Raw genomic sequence first — 20,528 nt, 5'->3', positions numbered from 1 at the left:
GCCTCGGCACTCCGGCCGGCACGACGCGCGGCTTCGGCGAGGCCGAGTTCCGCCAGATCGCCGACTGGATCGTTGAAGTGGTCGACGGGCTGGCCCAGCATGGCGAAGACGGCAACGCCGCCGTCGAAGCCGCCGTCCGGACCAAGGTCGAGGCACTCTGCCAGAAGTTCCCGATCTACCCGACGCTCTAAGGCAAACCACAGGAAGAAAAGGCCCCGGAAAGTCCGGGGCCTTTTTGCTTCGCGGGCTGGCGGGGTCAGGTCACGGGCGGAACCAGCGCCCGCGCGGCATGCCGTGACCGACTACAGGGGGGGCGCGGCGCGGAAGCGGGGGGCCTCGGATGATGTCTTTGCCGCTTTCCCTTGCCCGGTTGAAACTGACAGGGCAGCCAAGCTGCTGAAATTCGCGCCCTGCCCCGCCGCCGGGCAGGCCTTTCCAGCGGAATACAAGTGCGGCAAGCCCAAGCCGGGCCGGTGAGGCGTGGCCATGCGTGCAAGGCCTGCTGCGCCCGGAGGAGATGGGCGCCCCCTGCCCCGGACCAGCGCGGTCGAAGGGTACACATTGGCCTTTGCCAGCCGAATCCCTGGAGGCGTATCTCGCGAAGACATCAGAAATGTCCAAGACCGCACTTCCTGGCCTGGAGAACAGCCCGGCAACCGCTTTTTGCAAGCCAGCAAGGACCGCACGCGGGGCGGCGTCACGAAAACGCAGGAATAACAATGGGGTGAGTGGCGGACCCGGAGCGATTCGAACGCCCGACCCTCAGATTCGTAGTCTGATGCTCTATCCAGCTGAGCTACGGGTCCGTCTTGGGGCAGCGTTTAGCCGTGGCTGCGGGGCATTGCAAGGGCAATTCGGCATCGGAATTTCAATTCCCGGTGCCGGCCTGCCGATTACTCGGTCATGGGTTCGGCATAGACCGTGGCCAGCAGGCCGACCGCAGCCTCGGGGTTGTCGCCGGCGAGGTCGGTCAGGCTCTGGTCTGCCGTCACGCCGGGATGAGCGGCGGCAAGGGCGGCCAGAAGGCTGGCCTCCTCCTTGCCCGCCAGCATCGCCAGCGTGGAAATCGGCGCCGTGGTGAGCGAGCCGAGGATCTGCCGCACCGGGACCGACCCAGCACCGCCGACCGGCATCAGAAGCGAGGCGACCAGAACGAGCGCGCCCGTTCCCATGATCACCATGGCGGCGGGGCGTTTGAAATAGGTCGTGAAGGGCCGTCGGTTCAGCCAGAGATGGGCCGCGACGCCCGCGACCAGAACCCAGCCGAGCCATTCGTGGGCGACCTTGCTCAGGCCGGTCTCAAGGTGAAAGAACATCAGGATCCCGGTGACCGAGATCAGAAGAAAGGACCCCACCGTCAAGGGGGTGGCCCAACTGCGCAATGCCATTTGAAACTCCGGACGTCTTGATCTTCGCGTCAGGGGTGAAACGCGGTGCAAGGCCGGTTCCGTCGCGGAAATCATGCGGCAACAGAGGATTTCGGCAGGTGGATCAGGAATTCCGTCCCCTCGGCATCCGAGCGCGCAAGGTCCAGTCGCCCGCCATGGCCGCGCACCAGTTCGGCGGCGATGGCTAGACCCAGGCCGATGCCGCCCTTGCGCGCGCCGCCCTGAAAGGCCTCGAACAGGTGCTCGCGCGCCTTTTCCGGCAGGCCGGGGCCGGTGTCGCCCACCCGGATGCGCCATTCGTCGGCGGTTTGCGACGCGGAGATTTCGATGGTGCCACCCGCCCCGGAAGATTCGATCGCCTGCCGCGCATTGCGCACAAGGTTCGACAGCACACGGTAAAGCTGTTCGGGGTCGGCAAGGATCCGGAAGTCGTCAGCGACCTCGATCAGGCAGGCGACATCGCCGTCTTCGGCCAGCCCTTCGGCCTCGGCCACATCCGACACCAGCGCGACAAGGTCAACCGGGCGGATCACCGGGGCCGCTTCTTCCGCCTTGCCGAACTTCAGCGTTGATTCGCAAAGTGCCACCGCCCGGCTGATGGAGCCGACCAGTTTCGGTGCCGAGCGGGCCACCATCGGATCGGCGCTGCCCTCCAGCCGGTCGGCGAAAAGCTGGGCCGAGGTCAGGATGTTGCGCAGGTCGTGGCTGATCTTGGCCACCGCCCCGCCCAGCTGCGCCAGCCTTTCCTTCTGCTTCAGGCTGCCCGTGAGCTGGCGCTGCATCGCCTGCATCGCCTCTTCCGCCTCGCGCAGCTCTTCCACCTGCGCCATGGGGGCGATCACCCGGCGGGCATCCTCGGGCGCCTCGGCATAGGCGGCCATGTGCTGCGCCACCCGGCGGATCGGCAGCACGATCAGGCGCTGCACCGCAAGAAACAGCAGGAAGGCGGTGACGACCGAGATCAGGGCCGACAGCAGCAGGATGCGCAGGCCGTAATCCAGCATCGCATCGCGCATCGGTGCGGAATCCATGGTGATTTCAATGAGCAGCCCCGCTTCCTGCACCGGGTTGCCGATGACGCGGATGATGTCGTCGGAGGGATCCACCAGACAGATCAGCGCGTCACGGATCAGCTCCCAGGGGCCGGCATCGCGCAGGTCATAGGTCGCGGTCACGGGCGCCGGAAGCTCGGACGACAACACCAGTTGCCGCACCTCGTCGCGGCGCAGAACCACGTTGTAGACCTCGGCATTGGCCAGAAGCTCGGCCTCCAGCTCCGGGGTTACCATGTCGCTGGCAGCAAGCTGGGCCAGCGAGGCGATCTGCGCCTTTTCCAGCCGCAGCGCCATGAAATCCACCCGGAACCGCGCAATCGAGGGCACGAAGATCAGGACCTCGGCCAGCATGACGAAGGCCACGGTCAAGATCAGGAACCGCCCCGAGAGGGTGTTCAGGAACCTGCCCCGCCTGCCTGTCAAAACCGGCTCCATTGCTTGCGCACAAATGTCCTTGGGCGGCGTTCAGGGCACCAGTCGCTGCACCAGCCGCACAACCCGCTTCACCGCAGGATTATCAAAGAGTTTTGCCGAGAAATAGGCCCCTGCCGCACGCTTGGCGGTTTCCCCCAAAGTCGGATAGGGCAGGATCAGCCCCGCCACCGTGCCGATGCGGATCCGCGCCGCGATGGCCAGCGCCCAGAGGCCGATCAGCTCGCCCGCCTGCGGCCCGGCGATGCTGGCACCGACCGGGCGGCCCCTGACGACCATGACCTTGACCAACCCTTCGGCCTTCAACTCTGCCCGCGCCCGGTCATTGCCGGCAAACCCGGTGCGCAGGACGTGCAGCCGGTCGCCGAATGCCGCGCGCGCCTCGGTTTCAGTCAGGCCGACCTGCGCCAGTTCCGGTTCGGTATAGGTCACCCACGGCACCCGGGGTGCGGACTTGGCGGGCAGGCCCAGCAAGACCTGCCGGATCACCACGCCGGCATGCGCCGCTGCGGCATGGGTGAACTGCGGCCCGCCTGCGGCGTCCCCGATGGCATAGACCCGGCGATTCGACACCGACCGAAGCGTCGCCCCCACCGTCACCCCCTTGTCCGTGCAGGCCACCCCGCCGGCCGCAAGGTCGAGCCGCTCGAGCGCCGGGATGCGTCCGGCGGCGACCAGCAGGTGCGACCCGGTCAGCACCGCACCATCTGCCAGCACCGCCTCTACGCCCTCGGGGATCACCCGCAACCGCACCACGTCCTGTCCTTCGCGAATGTCCACCCCTTCCCCGCGCAGCGCCTCCAGCACCACTGCGGCGCAGTCGGGGTCATCGCGGCCCAACGCCCTGGCCGCCTCGATCACCGTGACCCGGCTGCCCAGCCGCCGGTATGCCTGCGCCAGTTCCATGCCGGCGGGGCCGCCGCCAAGGATCAAGAGATGCACGGGCCTGTCGCGCAGGCCGAAGATCGTCTCGTTGGTCAGATAGGGCACGGCAGCAAGACCCGGAACCGGCGGCAGGGCCGCGTGCGAGCCGGTGGCGATGACGAAGCGGCGGGCCCGGATGGTCTGGCCGCCTACCTCGAGCTCACGCGGCGAGATGAACCGCGCCCAGTCGCGCAGCACGGTAACGCCAAGCGCCTCGAACCGCCCCTGGCTGTCATGGGGCGCAATGCCGGAAATCACCCGCCCGAGGTGATCCTTGACCGCCGCGAAGTCGATTTCCGGCTGAACCGGGGTGATGCCGAAAGGCCCGGCCTGCCGCATCGCCTCGGCCGCCTTGCCCGCCGCGAGAAGCGCCTTCGACGGCACGCAGCCCGTATTCAGGCAATCGCCCCCCATCTCGGCACCCTCGACCAGCACGACCGAAGCCCCCATCTGCACCGCACCTGCCGCCAGCGACAACCCGGCCGCGCCCGCGCCGATGATGCACAGATCGGGTTTCAAAAGGCTCATCTCCCGCCTCCCCGGCGCTGCCAGAGCTTGATGACCATGGGCAGCGCCGCCAAGGCGGCCAGCCCCAGCAGCGGGCCAAGGACAGGGGCGGTGAAGATGACCCCCAGATCAGGGCTTTCGCCGCGGGCAAAGACCTCGCCCAGTCCCGCGCCGATCGAGGTGAAGACCAGCCCGCCCGGAATGATCCCCAAGGCGGTTGTGGCAAGGAATGGCCAGAGCCGGATGCCCGCAAAGGCGGGAATGAGGTTGGCCAGAAAGAACGGCACCACCGGCACCAGCCGCATCAACAGCAGCACCGACCACTGATTGCCGCGCAAGCTCGCCTGCAGCCGGGCGGCGGCGCCGCCGCGCGCCGCGATGCGGGCGGCGACATCCGCGCCAATCCCGGCGCGGGCAGCCAGAAATACCAGAACCGCGCCGATGGTGGCCGCCGTGACATTGTAGAGCGTGCCGGGAAACATGCCGAACAGGAACCCACCGGTCAGCGTGGCAATCGTCGCCCCCGGCACCGAGACCGCGACGATGACCGCATAGGCCGCAATGAAGCCGAAACTCGCCCAGAGATAATGCCCGTCGCGCCAGACGATCAGCGCCTCGCGGTGCCGGGCCAGGGCTTCAAAGGTCAGAAGATCGCGGAAGGCAATGCCCCCCAGCAGTCCGGCGGCGAGAATCACCGCGAAGGGCAGGTGGCGCAGCCGGCTGCGGCCAGGGCTGGGGATCTGGGTGTTCATGCCTTGACCATGGTCCGAAACTGCCCCTGCACGCCATAGGCTTCACGCGCGATTGATGCCTTGCAGGCCATCATGGGCCTTCCGCACGGTTTTCTTGCCATTTCGCCCTGGCCTCTGGACGGTCGGGCGGAAAATGTTGCAGAAATCGCGCGGAACCTGCGTTGACAGGCCTCGCCCGCCTGCGTAAAGACCGGGCTTCAAGTTACCGCCCTCGAATCTTGCTGGTTCGGGCACCCGTCTTATGGAGAGCCGCGATGAAGCGCACTTACCAACCGTCGAACCTGGTCCGCAAGCGCCGCCACGGTTTCCGCGCCCGCATGGCCACCAAAGGCGGCCGTCTGGTGCTGGCCGCCCGCCGCGCCAAGGGCCGTCACAAGCTGTCGGCTTGATCCCTGCGGCCTTTCGGGGCCACGCCATGGATAAAGACATGACACCGCCGGAGACGCAGGGCCAGGGCAGCAATGCCGCGACGCCCGGGGCCTCTCCGGCGGTTTCGCTTTGCGTGTCGACGTTGCAGCACCGGCCCGACTTCCTGCGCGCGGCCTCGGCGCTGCGGCAGGGCACCGGCGGGTTTCTCCTGCAGGCCCGTGATCGCCGCGATGACAGCCCCGCCACCCGTGTCGGCTTCACCGCCTCGAAGAAGATCGGCAATGCCGTCGCCCGCAACCGCGCCAAGCGCCGCCTGCGCGAAATCGCCCGCGCGGTGCTGCCCGGAATGGCGCGGCCCGGCTGGGACTATGTTCTGGTCGCCAAGCCGGGCGTGACCACGATCCGCGACTTCGCCCTCCTGCTCGCCGACCTGCAAGGCGCGCTGGCCCGCATCCACAAGCCATGACCCCGCTGGCGCATATCGCCGCCCTGCCGGTGCGCGCCTACCGTCTCTTGCTCAGCCCCTGGGTCGGCCATGGCTGCCGCTTCCAGCCCACCTGCTCGGCCTATGCGCTGGAAGCGCTGGAGCGCCACGGCGGGCTGAAGGGCAGCTGTCTTGCCGCGCACCGGATCTGCCGCTGCCACCCCTGGGGCGGCCACGGCTATGACCCGGTCCCCGGCGCCGATCCCGAGTTCGACAAGGCCCGCTGACGCGCCCGTCCTTTCATACTGGCCCAAATATCCCCCGCGGAGCGTCCGACATCGGCCGGGGGAGCCTCCGGCGGGGATATTTTCACCAGTATGAAAGGGCTTTCCCGCGCCGGCGGATTCTGCGAAGGGAAACGGCAGACGAGGGTATCGGCTGGGGCATCATGCTGGACGACGAGCTATCCGACGACATCCACCCGCTGTTTCACGGCGCACCGAAGTCGACCGAGTTTCGCAAGCTGCGCAAGCGGCTGGTGCAGAACGTACGCGAGGCGATCGAGACTTATGGCATGATCCAGCCGGGCGCACGCTGGCTGGTCTGCCTGTCGGGCGGCAAGGACAGCTATACGCTGCTGGCCGTGCTGACCGAATTGAAATGGCGCGGGCTTTTGCCGGTCGATCTCCTGGCCTGCAACCTTGATCAGGGTCAGCCGGGCTTTCCGGCGACCGTGTTGCCGGACTTCCTGTCGCGCATGGGCGTGCCGCATCGGATCGAGTATCAGGACACCTATTCCGTCGTGACGTCGAAAATCGCGCCGGGCGGGACGATGTGCAGCCTCTGCTCGCGGCTGCGGCGCGGCAACCTGTACCGCATTGCCCGTGAGGAGGGGTGTTCGGCGGTGGTGCTGGGCCACCATCGCGACGACATTCTGGAAACCTTCTTCATGAACCTCTTTCACGGCGGGCGGCTGGCTACAATGCCGCCCAAGCTGGTGAACGAGGAGGGCGACCTGTTCGTCTACCGCCCGCTGGCCTTCGTGCCCGAGGCGGATTGCAGTCGGTTCGCCCGCGCCATGAACTACCCGATCATTCCCTGCGATCTGTGTGGCAGCCAGGAAGGCCTGCAGCGTGCGCAGGTGAAGAAGCTGCTCGATGACTGGGAGACCCGCAGTCCCGGTCGCCGTCAGGTGATGTTCCGCGCCTTGATGAATGTGCGCCCCTCGCATCTTGCCGATCCGGGGATTTTCGATTTCGCCGGGCTGCTGCGCCAAACCGGAACATTTGGCGAAAATCCTCCGCAACTTCGGGATGCGGATTAAGAAAACGGTCAGCCTGTTTGCCTAGCCTTTCCGGGCCGGACGCTGCCATCCGGTGCCAAGCCGGAGATGCCGTTCATGCCGCTGACCAACCGCCTTGCCCGCCCCACCCGCGCCCTTCACGCCGGGATGCGGCGGCCCGAGATGATCCTGTTCCTGCCCGCCATCACGCTTGCAGCCTTCTGGTTCGGTGGGGAACGGGTGTTGGTCATGGTGGCGCTGGGGGCGCCGCTGCTGTTTGCCCTGGCCGGCGCCTTCCAGCCGGTCGATCCGCCGCAGGCGCTGCCCGATTCGCTGGGCGGGCTGGGGCTGCGGGCGCAGGTGGTGACCGTGCTGGACGAAATCCTGGCGGAGGGGCCGATCTCCGGCAAGACAACAGCCTGTCTGGTGCTGCAGTTCGACGACATGGATCAGATTCTGGATCACCACGGTCGCACCGCCCAGACCGAGGTCCTGACCCGCAGCGCCGAGCGGATCTGTGCCGCGTTGCGCAGCGGCGACATGGTGGCCCGGCTTGAAGGCGGCGGCTTTGCCATCGCGCTTGCCCCGGTGCGCCGGCTGGATCTGGAAAGCGTGGTGCAGCTTGCCGCACGGCTGCAGGCGGCGATCAACGTGCCGATTTCGTTGAACGCCCAGCGCCTTTATGTCTCGGCCTCGGTCGGCTTCTGCCTTGGCCAGCGCGCGCCGGAACCGCGTGGCAAGGCGCTGCTTGACGCCGCCCAGATCGCCGCCGACGAGGCGGCCCGCCATGGCCCCGGCGCCATTCGCGCCTATGCGCCCGACATGGCACGCCATCGGGCCGACCGCGAGGCGCTGCGCGAAGAGCTGGAGGCGGCGCTGGACGAAGGCCATATCCGGGCGCATTTCCAGCCGCAGATTTCGACCGACACCGGCGCCATCACCGGGCTCGAGGCTTTGGCGCGCTGGTATCACCCTGAACGCGGCCTGATTCCCCCCGGAGAATTCCTGCCCATGATCGAGGATGCCGGGCTTTGCGAACGTCTGGGCGAGGTGATGCTGTTCAATGCGCTGACCGCCCTCTCCCGCTGGGACAAGGCCGGGCTTGGCGTGCCCATGGTGGCCGTGAACTTCTCGGCGGCCGAATTGCGCAACCCCAAGCTGGCAGAAAAGCTGAAATGGGAGCTGGACCGCTTCGGGCTCGCCCCGGCGCGGCTCTGTGTGGAAATTCTGGAACATGTGGTGGCGGATGCCGACAATGATGTGATCGTGTCGAACATCGCGGCCCTGTCGCGCCTGGGCTGCGGCATTGACCTGGACGATTTCGGCACCGGCCATGCCTCGATCACCTCGATCCGCCGCTTTGCCGTGCGCCGGATCAAGATCGACCGCAGCTTTGTGACCAAGGTCGACGAAGACCGCGAGCAGCAGCAGATGGTGGCGGCGATCCTGTCCATGGCTGAGCGGCTGGGGCTGGCCTCGCTTGCCGAAGGGGTCGAGACGCCCGGTGAACATGCCATGCTGTCGCAACTGGGCTGCGGCGATGTGCAGGGCTTCGGCATTGCCCGGCCCATGCCGGTCGATGAAACGATGGATTGGATCGAACGTCACCGTGCCCGGCCCTCTGCCGCACCCCGCATCGGGCATCGGGCGCGCTGACCGCCCGGCGTGGGCACGGCCGGAAAGCTTGCCAAACTCGCGCTTTCCTGGTGTGGAAACCGGGAAAGCGCTTGACCTTTTGCCGCCTCTGGCGTTGAACCAGCCGGACCTTTGGACAGGAATGGTGGTGGTCCTGATGGACGATCAGAACAAGAATCTCATCCTCGCAACCGCGCTCAGCTTTCTGGTGATCCTCGCCTGGTTCGTCGGCGGCCCGATGCTGTTCCCGCAGTGGTTCCCCGAGGAGCCCGCAGCCGAACAGACTGCCACGCCGGAAACGGCGGCTCCGGCAACCACCGCAGAAGCGCCGGCCGATGCCACCGCCACTGCCGCGGCGGCACAGCCTGCGCCCGAGGCACCGCGCCTGACCATCGACACGCCAAAACTTTCGGGCTCGTTGTCGCTGACCGGCGGACGCATCGACGATCTGTCGCTGAAAACCTACCGCGAGACGAAGGATCCCGGTTCCGCCGAAGTGCGGCTCCTGTCGCCGGTGGGCAAGGACCACCCCTATTACGCCGTCTTTGGCTGGCTGGCGGGCAACGGGCTTGATCCCGCCGATGTGCCCGATGCCAAGACCCAATGGTCCGTGACCGCCGGAACCGTGCTTGCCTCCGGCCAGCCCGTCACGCTGCAATGGCAGAACACCAAGGGCCTGACCTTCACCCGCACGCTGGCGGTGGACGAGGATTTCATGTTCACCGTCACCGACAAGGTGGAGAACAAGGGCACCGCCGAGGCCCGCCTTGCACCGTATGGCATCGTGGCCCGCCACGGCCTGCCCAAGTTGCAAGGGACCTATGTCGTGCATGAAGGCCTGATCCGCCGCACGGATGGCACCTTTGGCGAGGTGAAATATTCCAAGTTTGCCGATTTCGATCTGGCCGAAGGCGAAACCCTGCCCGCCGAAAAAGTCGACGCCACCACCGATGGCTGGATCGGCTTCTCCGACCATTACTGGATGACCACGCTGGTCCCCGAACAGGGCAAGCCGTGGAAGTCGGTGGCCCGCTATGTGCCGCAGAACGACATCTATCAGGCCGAGGTGCATCACGACGTCATGGCCGTCGCGCCGGGTGCCAGCGCCGAGGTGACGACGCAGCTTTATGCCGGCGCCAAGGAATGGGACACCATCCGCGCCTATCAGAATGAGGCAGGCATCGCCGGGTTCATCGACTCGATCGACTGGGGCTGGTTCTACTTCTTCACCAAGCCGATCTTCTGGCTCTTGCACCAGCTGCACGGCCTGATCGGCAACATGGGTCTTGCGATCATGGCGCTGACCCTCGTGCTGAAGGTGCTGGTCCTGCCGCTGGCCTACAAGTCCTACGTCTCCATGGCGCGGATGAAGGAACTGCAGCCCGAGATGGAGGCCTTGAAAGAGCGCGCGGGCGAGGACAAGCAGAAGCTGCAGAAAGAAATGATGCAGCTTTACAAGGACAAGAAGGTCAACCCCGCCGCGGGCTGCCTGCCGATCCTGATCCAGATCCCGATCTTCTACGCGCTGTTCAAGGTGATCTCGAACACGCTGGAACTGCGCCATGCCGCCTTCTTCGGGTGGCTGGATGACCTTTCCGGGCCGGACAGCTCGTCCTTGTACAACATTTTCGGCCTGATGCCCTGGGACGCGCCTGCCGCGGGCACGTTGACCCACATGATCTTCATCGGCATCGTGCCGATCATCCTTGGCATCACCATGTGGCTGCAGCAAAAGCTGAACCCGGCCCCCGCCGATCCGGTGCAGCAGCAGATCTTTGCCTGGATGCCCTGGGTCTTCATGTTCATGATGTCGACCTTTGCCTCGGGTCTCATCATCTACTGGATCACGAACAATACCATCACCTTCGTCCAGCAGTATCTGATCATGGCCAGCCACGGCCATCGGCCCGACATCTTCGGCAACATCAAGGCCAGCGTGAAAAAGCCGGTTGTGGTTGCCGACAAGAGCCGCAAGAAATGACGGGACGGCTGGCGCAGATCTGCCGGCACCCGATCAAGGGACACGGACGCGAAACCCTCGCGTCCGTTCGTCTTTTGGCGGGCGCCTGCCTGCCATGGGACCGGCACTGGGCCGTCGCGCATGAGGCGGCCCGGCTGGAGCCCGGCTGGAACCCTTGCGTGAATTTCGCGCGCGGGGCGAAGGCACCGGAGCTGATGGCGATCACCAGCACGCTGGATGAGGTGACCGCCAGCGTAACCCTGCACCACCCGGAGCGGGGCGACATCACCTTCTGCCCGGATGAGCCCGCCGATCTGCCACGCTTCCTCGACTGGGTGCGCCCGCTCAACCCGGCGAACCGCGCCCAGCCCGTTGCCATCGTCAGCGCCGGGCGCGGCATGACCGACAGCGAGTTTCCCTCGGTGTCGATCCTGTCCACGAGTTCGCTTGCCGATCTGTCGCGGCGGATGGGCCAGGACCTGTCGCCGCACCGATTCCGTGGCAACCTCTGGCTGGATGGCGCGGCCCCCTGGGCCGAATTCGGCTGGATCGGTCGTCACATCCGCATCGGTGACGCCGTCCTGCGCATCGACGAACGCATCACCCGGTGCAATGCAACCAAGGTGAACCCCGAAACCGGCCACCCCGATGCCGACACGCTTTCCGCCCTTGAAACTGCCTTCGGCCACCAGGATTTCGGCGTTTACGCGACCGTGATCGAAGGCGGCCCCATTGCAGCGGGCGATGACTGGAGCCTGACATGAGCCAGCTGCAATTCACCATCGCCGAAGAGCCGGACTTTGAGCCCCGCGAAAAGGGCCGCCTGCTGTTTGCCGGCCCGGTGGAGTTCGTCAAGGGCGTGGTCGCCATGTCCGGCCTGCCGCCGGCGGATCGGCTGGAGGTCTGCTTTGCCGGCCGCTCCAATGTCGGGAAATCCAGCCTTATCAACGCGCTGACCGGTCGCAAGACGCTGGCGCGCGCGTCCAACACGCCGGGGCGGACGCAGGAGATCAACTATTTTGCCCTAGGCGAGGAGCGTTTTCTCGTCGACCTGCCCGGCTATGGCTATGCCGAGGCGCCGGTGGCCGTGGTGGCCAAATGGCAGGCGCTTTTGAAGCAATACCTCGCCGGACGGCAGACCCTGCGGCGGGCTTTCGTGCTGATTGACGCCCGCCACGGGGTGAAGGCGGTGGATGAAGAGATCCTGACCCTGCTCGACCGCTCTGCCGTGACCTTTCAGGCCGTGCTGACCAAGGTTGACAAGATAAACAAGACCGAGCGCGCCGCCGTGATCGAGCAGGTCAAGGGCGCCCTTGGCAAGCACCCGGCGGCCTACCCCGAGATTGTCGTGACCAGTTCGGAAAAGGGCGAAGGGATTGAAACCCTGCGCGCCATCATCGCGACGATGGAGTGACGGGTCCTAGGCCGCGATCTCGCGCGGGACGATGAAATCCGCCGTCACGCCCTGACCAAAGCCCACCTCGGCCCAAGCCCTGGCCGCGAAATCGACGACCAGCGTCGCGCCGGTCGGGTATTTGCGGAACTCCGGGCTGATCGGGGTTTTCGACACCAACCGATGGGCAAATTCGGCTATGCCGGGGTTGTGGCCGATCATCATCACCGTGTCGGCGGTGGCGTGGCGCAGAACCGCCAGCATCACATCCGGCCCCGCATGGTACAGCGCGGGCTTCAGGTCCAGCACCGGGGCGCCGGGCAGCGCGGGCGCCATGCCCGAAAATGTGGCCCGGGTGCGCACGGCATCCGAACACAGAACCTCGTCCGGGACATAGCCGCGCGAGGCGAGCCATTGGCCAAGGTCCGCCGCCGCCGCCTTGCCGCGTTCGTTCAGCGGGCGGTCATGGTCGCTCATCAGCGGGTCGTCCCAGCTGGATTTTGCGTGTCGCGTCAGGATCAGGCGCTTCATTTGTGGAATTGTCCCATGTGATAGGCCGACTGTTCCGGCATCCTTGCATAAGCTTGGCTGACCGGGCAAGCGCGGCGCACAAGGCAACCCGATTTCATGCAGTCCCGATCGCCCGCCGACAGCCAGGCATGACAGGCGGGCACGTCATAGCCCGCCTCTCCCAAGGCGCCCGCCGGACAGGCGGTGAGACAGGGCTTGGCGCAGCTGTCACAGGGCCTGATGGCCGGCGGCGGCAGGGCCAGCACGTCCTTGATCGCCAGCGCGCCACGAAAGCTGACCATCAGCCCTTGGGTCGCCTGCACCAGCAGCCGCACCGGGCTGTCCCAGACCCGGCCGGTGCGCAGCGCCCACTGATAGAACGGGTGGTAAGGCGGCCCCCCAAAGGGAAACAGCGCCTTGGCCCCAATATCGCAGGCAACCCGGCCGATCACGCGGCGTGACCAGCGGTCGATCGGGTCCGGCGTGCCGTCCCATTCCGGTTGCGAAGTCACATGCGGCCAGAACCCCGGCTCCTTCGGTCCGATCAGCAGCAGCGTCCGCGTGCCGGGGGGCAAGGCACTTTCCCCCGTCGCATGAAACCCGCCAAGGATTTCAAGCTGATGCGCCGCCAGCCTTTCGACTATTTCCGAAAGGGCAGCATCAGCGTCCAGCCCAGCCGCGAGGGTTTGTCGTCCTGCCATTCCAGCCCCAGCACCATCTTGTCATGCCCTGCCTCCGGCATAGGCCGATAGGTCCGGAATATCCTGTCCCAGACCGACAGCGCAAAGCCATAATTGCTGTCATGTTCGTGCCGGTGGACCGAGTGATGCACCCGGTGCATGTCGGGTGTCACCAGCACCAGCCGCACCAGCCGGTCCAGCCACAAGGGCAGCCGCAGGTTGGAATGGCTGAACATCGCGGTGGCGTTCAGGATCACCTCGAACAACACGACCGCCACGGCCTGCGGACCAAGCAGGTAAACCAGCCCGATCTTCAGCAGCATCGACGCGAGAATCTCCACCGGATGAAAGCGCAGCGCCGTGGTCACGTCAAAGTCGCGGTCGGCATGGTGGACCCGATGAAACCGCCAGAACAGCGGCACCTTGTGGGTGACAAGGTGCTGCACCCAGATCGCGAGATCCAAGAGCAGGATCGACAGCAGGATTTCCAGCCAGAGCGGCCAGTCAGCCAGGTTGAACAGGCCCCAGCCCATGCGCCAGGCGTCAATCGCCGCGCCGACCGCCAGAAACGGCAGCGCCAGCGCCAGCGCGCGCAGCGCGAGGGTGTCCAGCACCACGATTGCCAGATTGGTGACCCAGCGCCGGCCGCGCGGCTGGCTGCGGCTGCGACGCGGGGCCAGCGTCTCCAGCGCCGCGAGCAGAGCGAAAAGCCCCAGAAACACGGAAAGCCGCAGGATCAGTTCGTATTGCATCGCCCCTCACATTCCACTTCCTGAACGTAAGGGGCGGCGAAGTAAAAAGCTAGCGCTTCACATGCGGCTTGATCCGCGGCTCGGTCGAGCGGATCTGGCTGCCGGCGCCATGGTCGGTGAACAGCTCCAAGAGGCAGGCATTCGGCACCTTGCCATCCAGAATGGTCACGGCGCGGGTGCCTTTCTCCAGCGCCATCAGCGCGGTTTCGGTCTTGGGGATCATCCCGCCAGAAATCACGCCGTCGGCGGTCATCTGGCGGATTTCCTCGGGCGTGATCTGGGTCATCACCTGACCCGAGGCGTCCTTCACCCCCGGCACGTCGGTCAAGAGCAGCAGACGGTCAGCCTGCAGGGCCCCGGCAATGGCCCCTGCGGCGGTGTCGCCGTTGACGTTGAAGGTCTCGTTGTCGGCCATGCCGGTGCCGACCGGCGCGATGACCGGAATGATGCCGGCCTTGTAAAGATCGCGCAGCACCTGCACGTTCATCTCGATCGGCTTGCCGACATAGCCGAGTTCCGGATCGTCCGCCTCGCAGACCATCAGATCGTCATCCTTGCCGGAAATGCCCACGGCGCGGCCGCCCGCGTCCATGATCGCCTGCACGATGCGCTTGTTCACCAGACCCGACAGGATCATCTCCACCACCTGCACGGTGGCCTTGTCGGTCACCCGCTTGCCGCGCACGAACTCCGACTTGATGCCAAGCTTGTTCAGCATGTCGTTGATCATCGGCCCGCCGCCATGCACCACGACCGGGTTCACCCCGACCTGCCGCATCAGCACGATGTCGCGGGCGAATTCGGCCATAGCGGCATCGTCGCCCATGGCGTTGCCACCGAACTTCACCACCACCACGGACCCTTCGAAGCGCTGGAGATAGGGCAGCGCCTCGGACAGCATCTTGGCGGTGGCCTTGGCGTTTTCGACGGTCAGGGTTTGCTTTTGCATGGACGGCCTCCGGCTGTTTTCCGCCCCTTAAGGCTTTTGCGAGCCTCTGCCAAGCACTGCTTGCACCCCGCGCGGATTGGCCTAAGTTGCCCGGCAGAGGTGATGCCATGACCGACCAGAAAACCCTGCTTTTGACCGGTGCCTCGCGCGGGATCGGCCACGCGACCGTCAAGCGGTTCGAGCGAGAAGGCTGGCGGGTGCTGACCTGCTCGCGCCAGCCCTTCGATCCGCGCTGCCCCTGGCCAAACGGCGAGGCCAGCCATATCCAGATTGATCTCGCCAGCCCCGACAAGACCATCGCGGCGCTGGAGGTCATCAAGGAAAAGCTGGGCGGCAAGTTGCACGCGCTGGTGAACAACGCCGGCATCAGCCCGAAGGGGCCGGGCGGCAGCCGGCTGAACTCGCTGGAGACCGACCTGCGGACCTGGGGGCAGGTGTTCCATGTCAACTTCTTCGCCTCGATCGTGCTGGCGCGCGGGCTGAAAGACGAGTTGTCGGCGGCCAAGGGCTCGGTCGTCAATGTCACCTCGATTGCCGGCAGCCGGGTGCATCCCTTCGCCGGTGCGGCCTATTCCACCTCCAAGGCGGCGCTGGCGGCGTTGACGCGGGAAATGGCCCATGATTTCGGGCCTTTGGGCGTGCGGGTGAACGCGATTGCGCCGGGCGAGATCGAAACGGCGATTCTGTCGCCGGGTACCGACAAGATCGTGGAAAAGCTGCCGATGCAGCGCCTTGGCCAGCCGTCGGAAGTGGCGGATGTGATCTGGTTCCTCTGTTCGGACCAGTCGAGCTACATATCCGGGGCCGAGATCGAGGTGAACGGCGCGCAGCACGTCTGAGGGCCGCGTGCCGCCCTGGTCAGTGCCCGAGGATCTGGCTGAGAAACAGCTTGGTCCGGTCGGACTGCGGGTTCGAGAAGAACTCCTTCGGGGCGTTCTGTTCGACGATCTGGCCCTGATCCATGAACACCACCCGATTGGCCACCGCCTGCGCAAAGCCCATCTCGTGGGTGACGCAAAGCATGGTCATGCCCTCTTCGGCCAGCTGGATCATGGTGTCCAGCACTTCCTTGATCATCTCGGGGTCCAGCGCCGAGGTCGGCTCGTCAAACAGCATGATGCGCGGCTTCATGCACAAGCTGCGCGCGATGGCGACGCGCTGCTGCTGACCGCCCGACAGCTGACCGGGGTATTTATGGGCCTGCTCGGGAATCTTGACCTTGTGCAGATAGTGCATCGCGGTTTCTTCCGCCTCCTTGCGGGGCGTCTTGCGGACCCAGATCGGCGCCAGCGTGCAGTTTTCCAGAATGGTCAGATGCGGAAACAGGTTGAAATGCTGGAACACCATGCCGACCTCGGAGCGCACCTTGTCGATGTTCTTCAGGTCATTGGTCAGCTCGGTTCCGTCCACCACGATCCGGCCCGACTGATGTTCCTCCAGCCGGTTGATGCAGCGGATCAGCGTCGACTTGCCCGAACCCGAGGGGCCGCAAATCACGATCCGCTCGCCGCGATGCACAGTCATGTTGATGTCGCGCAGAACGTGGAACTGGCCGTACCATTTGTTCATGCTGGAGATCTGGATGGCGACCTCGTCCGAGACCTGCATCTTTTTCGTTGCTTCAGCCATGTTCGGGCTCCTTAACGGTGGTCGGTCTTGAGCTTCCGCTCCAGATACATCGAGTATCTGGACATGCCGAAGCAGACGGCAAAGAAGATCGCGCCGACGAAGATGTAGGGCTCCCAGTAGATGCCCTTCCATGCGACGTCGGCACGGACGATGGTGGTGACGCCTTTCAACGGGTCCATGAGGCCGACGAAGGCAACAAGGGTGGTGTCCTTGAAAAGCCCGATGAAGGACGAGACGATGCCCGGGATCGAGACTTTCAGCGCCTGCGGCATGATGATGAGCCGCTGCGCCTGCCAGTAATCCAGCCCCAGAGCGTCGGCGGCTTCATACTGGCCCTTCGGCAGCGCAGCCAGACCGCCGCGGATCACCTCGGCCAGATAGGCGGCCGAAAAGAAGGTCACCAGAATGATGACACGCAGGATCAGGTCGAAGTTCGACTGCGGCGGCAGGAAATAGCCCAGGAGCAGCGTGGCGACGAACAGGACCGTGATCAGCGGCACGCCGCGCACGAATTCGATGAAGCCGACGCAGAGCGTCTTGATGAGCATCATGTCCGACCGCCGGCCCAGCGCCAAGAGGATGCCGATGGGCAGCGAGGCGCCGATGGCCGTGACCCCGATCACGAAGGCCAGAAGGAAACCGCCGAACTGGTCGGAATTCACGGCCTGAATGCCCAGCGGAATGGCGCCGTGCAGCGCGGTGGTGACGCTGGTCTGCACCATCAGCCACCAGACCGCCGCCGCGACCACACCTGCACCCGTGGCGACGACGACACCAAGGAAGGATTTGGTCAGCGAATAGACCAGCGCCAGAATGCCAAACCCCGCAGCGACGCCGATCGGCCCCCAGACCGACCCGCCCCACAAGAGCGCAAAGGCCAGAAGCGGGAAGGCCAGGGTAAGCCAGACCAGCTTTTGCGGCGCATACCAGGCCACGGCAGTCAGCGCGGCAAACAGGCCGGCAAAAAGCACAAGAAGGGCCGCGCCAGGGGCCAGCAGCGCCAATGCGATCAGGGTCAGGACGGAAACCGTGCCGACAAGGATCAGGTTGGCGCGGCGCATGCTGTAATACAGCAGCGGCGCCAGCGACACGAGCAACAGCCCCAGCGCCAGGACCGGACGCCAGTAAAGATCGGCAGGATAGAAGCCGAAAAGGAACTGGTGCCAGCGCTCGCGGATCAGCGCCCAGCAAGCGCCGGTCGCCTCCGGTCCGGCATTGGCCAGAACGATTTCGCGGCACTCCTTGATGTCCTTGGCGTTCCAGACGCCATTCAGGAACCAAGGCAGGGTCGCGGCGACGGCGTAGATCACGAAGGCCAGCCCGGCCAGAGTCAGGACGGTGTTGAGAACCGAAGAGAACAGGTTCTCGCGCATCCACCTGACCAGACCACGCTCGGTCAGCGGCGGGACCTCGGGCGGGAGCATCTGGGTGCGGACGAATGAACTGTCGGACATCTCAGCGCTCCCTCAGCTTCACGGCGTTGTTGTAGGCATTCATGATGGACGAGACGATCAGGCTGATGACCAGATAGATCCCCATCATCAGCACCATGCATTCCATCTCGCGGCCGGTCTGGTTCATGGTGATGCCGCCCAGCGTGCCGCGCAGGTCGAGATAGCCGACCGCGATACCCAGCGAGGTGTTCTTGGTCAGGTTCAGATACTGGCTGATGAGGGGCGGGATGATGACCCGCAGCGCCTGCGGCAGGATCACCAGCTTCATCGCCCGCCCGGGGCGCAGGCCCAGCGCGAAGGCGGCCTCGCTTTGCCCGCGCGAAATGGCCATGATGCCCGCCCGCACGTTTTCGGCGATGAAGGCCCCGGTATAAAGCGACAGCGCCACCAGCAGGGCCGAGAAGGCATGGTTGATCGAAATCCCGCCCTTGAAGTTGAAGCCCTTCAGTTCGGGATACTCCAGATGCAGCCCCATCGCGATCAAGAGTGCGATCGAGGGTCCGAAGAGGATCAGAAGCGACTTCCACCACGTCACCGGGCGCACCCCGGTTTCTTCCTGGACTGCAGTCACGCGGGTCAGGAAGCGGCGGTTCGCCATTACCGACACCACCACCACCGCAAGGAAGGCCAGGAACGACAGGCTGACCGGCACAGTGGCGATTTCCAGCGTCGGCAGGGGACGGCTCAGCACCGGGGCAGGAATGTCGGTGCTGCGGCCGGTTATGGCAATGGCACCGAACAGCATCGAGGCCTTGGGCTCTTCACCCGCCATGATCATCTCGTCCGTCACCTTGAAATCGCGGGGCTGCGGCTGGGTTTCGGTCAGGAACACCGAGGCGACGATGATCCACAACACCACCGGGATATTGCGGAAGACCTCGACATAGACGGTCATGATCCGCGCCACGAGCCAGTTCTTCGACAGGCGCAGGACACCGGCGACCACGCCAATGACGGTGGCCAGCAAACAGCCGATGATCGCGACGACCAGCGTGTTCAGGATGCCGATGACCGTCGCGCGGCCATGGGTGCTGTCGTTGGTATAGGGGATCAGCTGCTGGTCTATGTCATAGCCAGCCCGCTGCCACAGGAAGTTGAAGCTGATGTCCTTGCCCCGCTCGGCCAGGTTCTGGATCGTGTTGTCGGTGATCCAGCCCAGGAACAGCAAAAGCAGGACCAGAACTGCGATCTGGATGGTATAGGATCGGTAGCGTGTATCGTAGATGAGCATCGAGAGCCGAAAGACATCTTTCGGCGCGTCAGTCGCGAGCGTCATGGTATTCCCCCTGTGCCGACCCTGGCCGTCTTGTTCTGCGGCTTTTATGGGCGATGCCCTATGGTCCTGGCGTCACTTGGTCTTGAAGAGAAGGGGCGCACCCCGGTGTCGGGATGCGCCCGGCTGAAAGATCAGCGGAAGGGAGCCGCGTATTGCAGGCCGCCCTGGGTCCACAGCGCGTTCAGGCCGCGGGCCAGACCGATCGGGGTCGAGGTGCCGATGGTGGCTTCGAAGATCTCACCATAGTTGCCGTTGGCAAGGATGGCGTTCTTGAAGGCCGCGTTGTCGAGACCAAGCATCACGCCCATGTCGCCTTCAAGGCCAAGCAGGCGGCGCACTTCCGGGTCGGTCGACGACGCTTCGACTTCGGCCAGATTGGCCTTGGTGATACCCTTTTCCTCGGCGATCAGCAGCGCGTTGTAGGTCCAGCGGACTACGTCGCCCCACTGGTTGTCGCCATGGCGCACGGCCGGCCCGAGCGGCTCTTTCGAGATGATCTCCGGCAGGATGATGTGGTTTTCCGGGTCGGGGAAGGACGAGCGCACGGCAGCAAGGCCCGATGCGTCGGTGGTAAAGGCGTCGCACGAGCCGGCAAGGTAGTTGCGCTGCGCCTCGGAGTCGTCCTGCACCGTCACCGGGGTATAGGTGATGTTGTTGTGCTTGAAGAAGTCGGCAAGGTTCAGTTCGGTGGTGGTACCGGTCTGGATGCAGACGGTGGCGCCATCAAGTTCCTTGGCCGAGGAAACCCCGAGATCCTTCTTCACCATGAAGCCCTGGCCGTCATAGTAGTTGATGACCGGGAAATCGAGCTTGAGGTCGTTATCGCGCGAATAGGTCGCAGTCGAGTTGCGGACCAGCACGTCCACTTCGCCCGAAGCCAGCGCGGTGAAGCGCACTTCGCTCGACAGCGGCACGAACTTGACCTTGGTGGCGTCCCCAAGGACAGCGGCGGCGATAGCCTTGCAGAGCGCGGCATCGAAGCCCTGATATTCGCCATTGGCGTCGGGAGCGGCAAAACCGGTCAGACCGGGGTTGGCCCCGCACAGCAGCTCGCCCCGCGCCTTGACGTCGTCAAGCGTGCCGGCAAAGGCCGCGCCGGCCAGAACGGTGGTGGCGGCGAGGGTGCCGAGGAACATCGTTTTTTTCATTCTTACCTC

At 65.2% G+C, this 20,528-nt stretch carries 21 protein-coding genes, 1 tRNA gene and 1 pseudogene; 10 read left to right on the top strand and 13 right to left on the bottom strand.

Annotation, left to right across the window (positions count from 1 at the left end):
* Positions 1-191, top strand: a pseudogene (gene glyA / locus G4Z14_RS13200) (serine hydroxymethyltransferase); the annotation flags it as partial.
* Positions 192-729: 538 nt separating this feature from the next.
* On the opposite strand, the gene G4Z14_RS13195 reads toward glyA, so the two are convergent.
* From G4Z14_RS13195 to G4Z14_RS13175, 5 genes are all read right to left on the bottom strand, one after another.
* Positions 730-806: transfer RNA gene (locus tag G4Z14_RS13195), tRNA-Arg, on the bottom strand.
* Positions 807-893: 87 nt separating this feature from the next.
* Positions 894-1,388 (bottom strand): DUF4405 domain-containing protein, encoded by a 495-nt coding sequence (locus G4Z14_RS13190; protein WP_164626468.1) that lies wholly within the window; start codon positions 1,386-1,388, stop codon positions 894-896.
* Positions 1,389-1,459: 71 nt separating this feature from the next.
* The gene (locus G4Z14_RS13185; RefSeq protein WP_227751733.1) at positions 1,460-2,794 is read right to left on the bottom strand and encodes a sensor histidine kinase; all 1,335 of its coding nucleotides are present in this window, start codon (positions 2,792-2,794) and stop codon (positions 1,460-1,462) included.
* 114 nt (positions 2,795-2,908) lie between these two features.
* On the bottom strand, positions 2,909-4,327 hold the full coding sequence (locus tag G4Z14_RS13180) for a dihydrolipoyl dehydrogenase family protein (protein WP_164626464.1): 1,419 nt from the start codon (positions 4,325-4,327) through the stop codon (positions 2,909-2,911).
* Positions 4,324-5,058: a TVP38/TMEM64 family protein gene (locus G4Z14_RS13175; RefSeq protein WP_164626462.1), complete on the bottom strand. Its 735-nt coding sequence runs from the start codon at positions 5,056-5,058 to the stop codon at positions 4,324-4,326. The genes G4Z14_RS13180 and G4Z14_RS13175 overlap by 4 nt, the downstream gene beginning before the upstream one ends.
* Before the next feature lie 254 nt (positions 5,059-5,312).
* Between G4Z14_RS13175 and rpmH the strand changes: the two genes are divergently transcribed.
* From rpmH to yihA, 8 genes are all read left to right on the top strand, one after another.
* A complete protein-coding gene (gene rpmH, locus G4Z14_RS13170; RefSeq protein WP_100195973.1) occupies positions 5,313-5,447 on the top strand; it encodes a 50S ribosomal protein L34 in 135 nt (44 codons plus the stop codon).
* A 38-nt stretch (positions 5,448-5,485) separates the two neighbouring features.
* Positions 5,486-5,893: a ribonuclease P protein component gene (rnpA, locus tag G4Z14_RS13165; RefSeq protein WP_164626459.1), complete on the top strand. Its 408-nt coding sequence runs from the start codon at positions 5,486-5,488 to the stop codon at positions 5,891-5,893.
* Positions 5,890-6,138, top strand: coding sequence for a membrane protein insertion efficiency factor YidD (gene yidD / locus G4Z14_RS13160; protein ID WP_164626458.1), 249 nt, complete (start codon positions 5,890-5,892; stop codon positions 6,136-6,138). Before rnpA ends, yidD begins: the two co-directional genes overlap by 4 nt.
* Before the next feature lie 161 nt (positions 6,139-6,299).
* A complete protein-coding gene (ttcA, locus tag G4Z14_RS13155) occupies positions 6,300-7,175 on the top strand; it encodes a tRNA 2-thiocytidine(32) synthetase TtcA (protein ID WP_164626455.1) in 876 nt (291 codons plus the stop codon).
* 75 nt (positions 7,176-7,250) lie between these two features.
* The gene (locus G4Z14_RS13150; RefSeq protein ID WP_227751720.1) at positions 7,251-8,789 is read left to right on the top strand and encodes a putative bifunctional diguanylate cyclase/phosphodiesterase; all 1,539 of its coding nucleotides are present in this window, start codon (positions 7,251-7,253) and stop codon (positions 8,787-8,789) included.
* Positions 8,790-8,925: 136 nt separating this feature from the next.
* The gene (gene yidC, locus G4Z14_RS13145) at positions 8,926-10,749 is read left to right on the top strand and encodes a membrane protein insertase YidC (RefSeq protein WP_164626495.1); all 1,824 of its coding nucleotides are present in this window, start codon (positions 8,926-8,928) and stop codon (positions 10,747-10,749) included.
* Entirely contained in the window at positions 10,746-11,492 is a 747-nt protein-coding gene (locus G4Z14_RS13140; protein WP_164626451.1) for an MOSC domain-containing protein, read from the top strand. Before yidC ends, G4Z14_RS13140 begins: the two co-directional genes overlap by 4 nt.
* A complete protein-coding gene (gene yihA / locus G4Z14_RS13135) occupies positions 11,489-12,142 on the top strand; it encodes a ribosome biogenesis GTP-binding protein YihA/YsxC (RefSeq protein WP_164626449.1) in 654 nt (217 codons plus the stop codon). The genes G4Z14_RS13140 and yihA overlap by 4 nt, the downstream gene beginning before the upstream one ends.
* 6 nt (positions 12,143-12,148) lie before the next feature.
* Here yihA and G4Z14_RS13130 read toward each other — a convergent pair whose 3' ends face one another.
* The 4 genes from G4Z14_RS13130 to argB are packed head-to-tail and all read right to left on the bottom strand — an operon-like array spanning position 12,149 to position 15,012.
* Entirely contained in the window at positions 12,149-12,652 is a 504-nt protein-coding gene (locus G4Z14_RS13130; protein ID WP_164626447.1) for a SixA phosphatase family protein, read from the bottom strand.
* Positions 12,649-13,332, bottom strand: a complete 684-nt coding sequence (locus G4Z14_RS13125; protein WP_227751719.1) for a 4Fe-4S dicluster domain-containing protein — start codon at positions 13,330-13,332, stop codon at positions 12,649-12,651. The genes G4Z14_RS13130 and G4Z14_RS13125 overlap by 4 nt, the downstream gene beginning before the upstream one ends.
* Entirely contained in the window at positions 13,272-14,063 is a 792-nt protein-coding gene (locus tag G4Z14_RS13120) for a sterol desaturase family protein (protein ID WP_164626444.1), read from the bottom strand. Before G4Z14_RS13120 ends, G4Z14_RS13125 begins: the two co-directional genes overlap by 61 nt.
* A gap of 49 nt (positions 14,064-14,112) precedes the next feature.
* Entirely contained in the window at positions 14,113-15,012 is a 900-nt protein-coding gene (gene argB, locus G4Z14_RS13115; RefSeq protein WP_164626442.1) for an acetylglutamate kinase, read from the bottom strand.
* 107 nt (positions 15,013-15,119) lie between these two features.
* Between argB and G4Z14_RS13110 the strand changes: the two genes are divergently transcribed.
* On the top strand, positions 15,120-15,851 hold the full coding sequence (locus tag G4Z14_RS13110; RefSeq protein ID WP_164626441.1) for an SDR family NAD(P)-dependent oxidoreductase: 732 nt from the start codon (positions 15,120-15,122) through the stop codon (positions 15,849-15,851).
* Between the two features lie 19 nt (positions 15,852-15,870).
* Here the strand turns inward: G4Z14_RS13110 and G4Z14_RS13105 are convergent, their stop codons facing one another.
* From G4Z14_RS13105 to G4Z14_RS13090, 4 genes are all read right to left on the bottom strand, one after another.
* Positions 15,871-16,641: an amino acid ABC transporter ATP-binding protein gene (locus tag G4Z14_RS13105; RefSeq protein ID WP_164626439.1), complete on the bottom strand. Its 771-nt coding sequence runs from the start codon at positions 16,639-16,641 to the stop codon at positions 15,871-15,873.
* Positions 16,642-16,652: 11 nt separating this feature from the next.
* Positions 16,653-18,095: an amino acid ABC transporter permease gene (locus tag G4Z14_RS13100; protein WP_164626437.1), complete on the bottom strand. Its 1,443-nt coding sequence runs from the start codon at positions 18,093-18,095 to the stop codon at positions 16,653-16,655.
* Position 18,096: 1 nt separating this feature from the next.
* Complete coding sequence (locus tag G4Z14_RS13095; protein WP_164626435.1) at positions 18,097-19,371, bottom strand: amino acid ABC transporter permease; 1,275 nt, start codon at positions 19,369-19,371, stop codon at positions 18,097-18,099.
* 131 nt (positions 19,372-19,502) lie between these two features.
* Positions 19,503-20,519: an amino acid ABC transporter substrate-binding protein gene (locus G4Z14_RS13090; protein ID WP_164626433.1), complete on the bottom strand. Its 1,017-nt coding sequence runs from the start codon at positions 20,517-20,519 to the stop codon at positions 19,503-19,505.
* Between the last annotated feature and the right edge of the window lie 9 nt (positions 20,520-20,528).

This window comes from Tabrizicola oligotrophica (genome assembly GCF_011008935.1).
GTDB classification, from domain to species: Bacteria; Pseudomonadota; Alphaproteobacteria; order Rhodobacterales; family Rhodobacteraceae; genus Tabrizicola_A; species Tabrizicola_A oligotrophica.
This window is presented reverse-complemented; position numbering and strand designations above follow the sequence as displayed.

Coding starts and splice junctions, on each gene's coding strand:
- G4Z14_RS13190 (WP_164626468.1), bottom strand. CDS start 1,388: ATGGCATTGCGCAGTTGGGCCACCCCCTTGACGGTGGGGTCCTTTCTT.
- G4Z14_RS13185 (WP_227751733.1), bottom strand. CDS start 2,794: ATGCTGGCCGAGGTCCTGATCTTCGTGCCCTCGATTGCGCGGTTCCGG.
- G4Z14_RS13180 (WP_164626464.1), bottom strand. CDS start 4,327: ATGAGCCTTTTGAAACCCGATCTGTGCATCATCGGCGCGGGCGCGGCC.
- G4Z14_RS13175 (WP_164626462.1), bottom strand. CDS start 5,058: ATGAACACCCAGATCCCCAGCCCTGGCCGCAGCCGGCTGCGCCACCTG.
- rpmH (WP_100195973.1), top strand. CDS start 5,313: ATGAAGCGCACTTACCAACCGTCGAACCTGGTCCGCAAGCGCCGCCAC.
- rnpA (WP_164626459.1), top strand. CDS start 5,486: ATGACACCGCCGGAGACGCAGGGCCAGGGCAGCAATGCCGCGACGCCC.
- yidD (WP_164626458.1), top strand. CDS start 5,890: ATGACCCCGCTGGCGCATATCGCCGCCCTGCCGGTGCGCGCCTACCGT.
- ttcA (WP_164626455.1), top strand. CDS start 6,300: ATGCTGGACGACGAGCTATCCGACGACATCCACCCGCTGTTTCACGGC.
- G4Z14_RS13150 (WP_227751720.1), top strand. CDS start 7,251: ATGCCGCTGACCAACCGCCTTGCCCGCCCCACCCGCGCCCTTCACGCC.
- yidC (WP_164626495.1), top strand. CDS start 8,926: ATGGACGATCAGAACAAGAATCTCATCCTCGCAACCGCGCTCAGCTTT.
- G4Z14_RS13140 (WP_164626451.1), top strand. CDS start 10,746: ATGACGGGACGGCTGGCGCAGATCTGCCGGCACCCGATCAAGGGACAC.
- yihA (WP_164626449.1), top strand. CDS start 11,489: ATGAGCCAGCTGCAATTCACCATCGCCGAAGAGCCGGACTTTGAGCCC.
- G4Z14_RS13130 (WP_164626447.1), bottom strand. CDS start 12,652: ATGAAGCGCCTGATCCTGACGCGACACGCAAAATCCAGCTGGGACGAC.
- G4Z14_RS13125 (WP_227751719.1), bottom strand. CDS start 13,332: ATGGCAGGACGACAAACCCTCGCGGCTGGGCTGGACGCTGATGCTGCC.
- G4Z14_RS13120 (WP_164626444.1), bottom strand. CDS start 14,063: ATGCAATACGAACTGATCCTGCGGCTTTCCGTGTTTCTGGGGCTTTTC.
- argB (WP_164626442.1), bottom strand. CDS start 15,012: ATGCAAAAGCAAACCCTGACCGTCGAAAACGCCAAGGCCACCGCCAAG.
- G4Z14_RS13110 (WP_164626441.1), top strand. CDS start 15,120: ATGACCGACCAGAAAACCCTGCTTTTGACCGGTGCCTCGCGCGGGATC.
- G4Z14_RS13105 (WP_164626439.1), bottom strand. CDS start 16,641: ATGGCTGAAGCAACGAAAAAGATGCAGGTCTCGGACGAGGTCGCCATC.
- G4Z14_RS13100 (WP_164626437.1), bottom strand. CDS start 18,095: ATGTCCGACAGTTCATTCGTCCGCACCCAGATGCTCCCGCCCGAGGTC.
- G4Z14_RS13095 (WP_164626435.1), bottom strand. CDS start 19,371: ATGACGCTCGCGACTGACGCGCCGAAAGATGTCTTTCGGCTCTCGATG.
- G4Z14_RS13090 (WP_164626433.1), bottom strand. CDS start 20,519: ATGAAAAAAACGATGTTCCTCGGCACCCTCGCCGCCACCACCGTTCTG.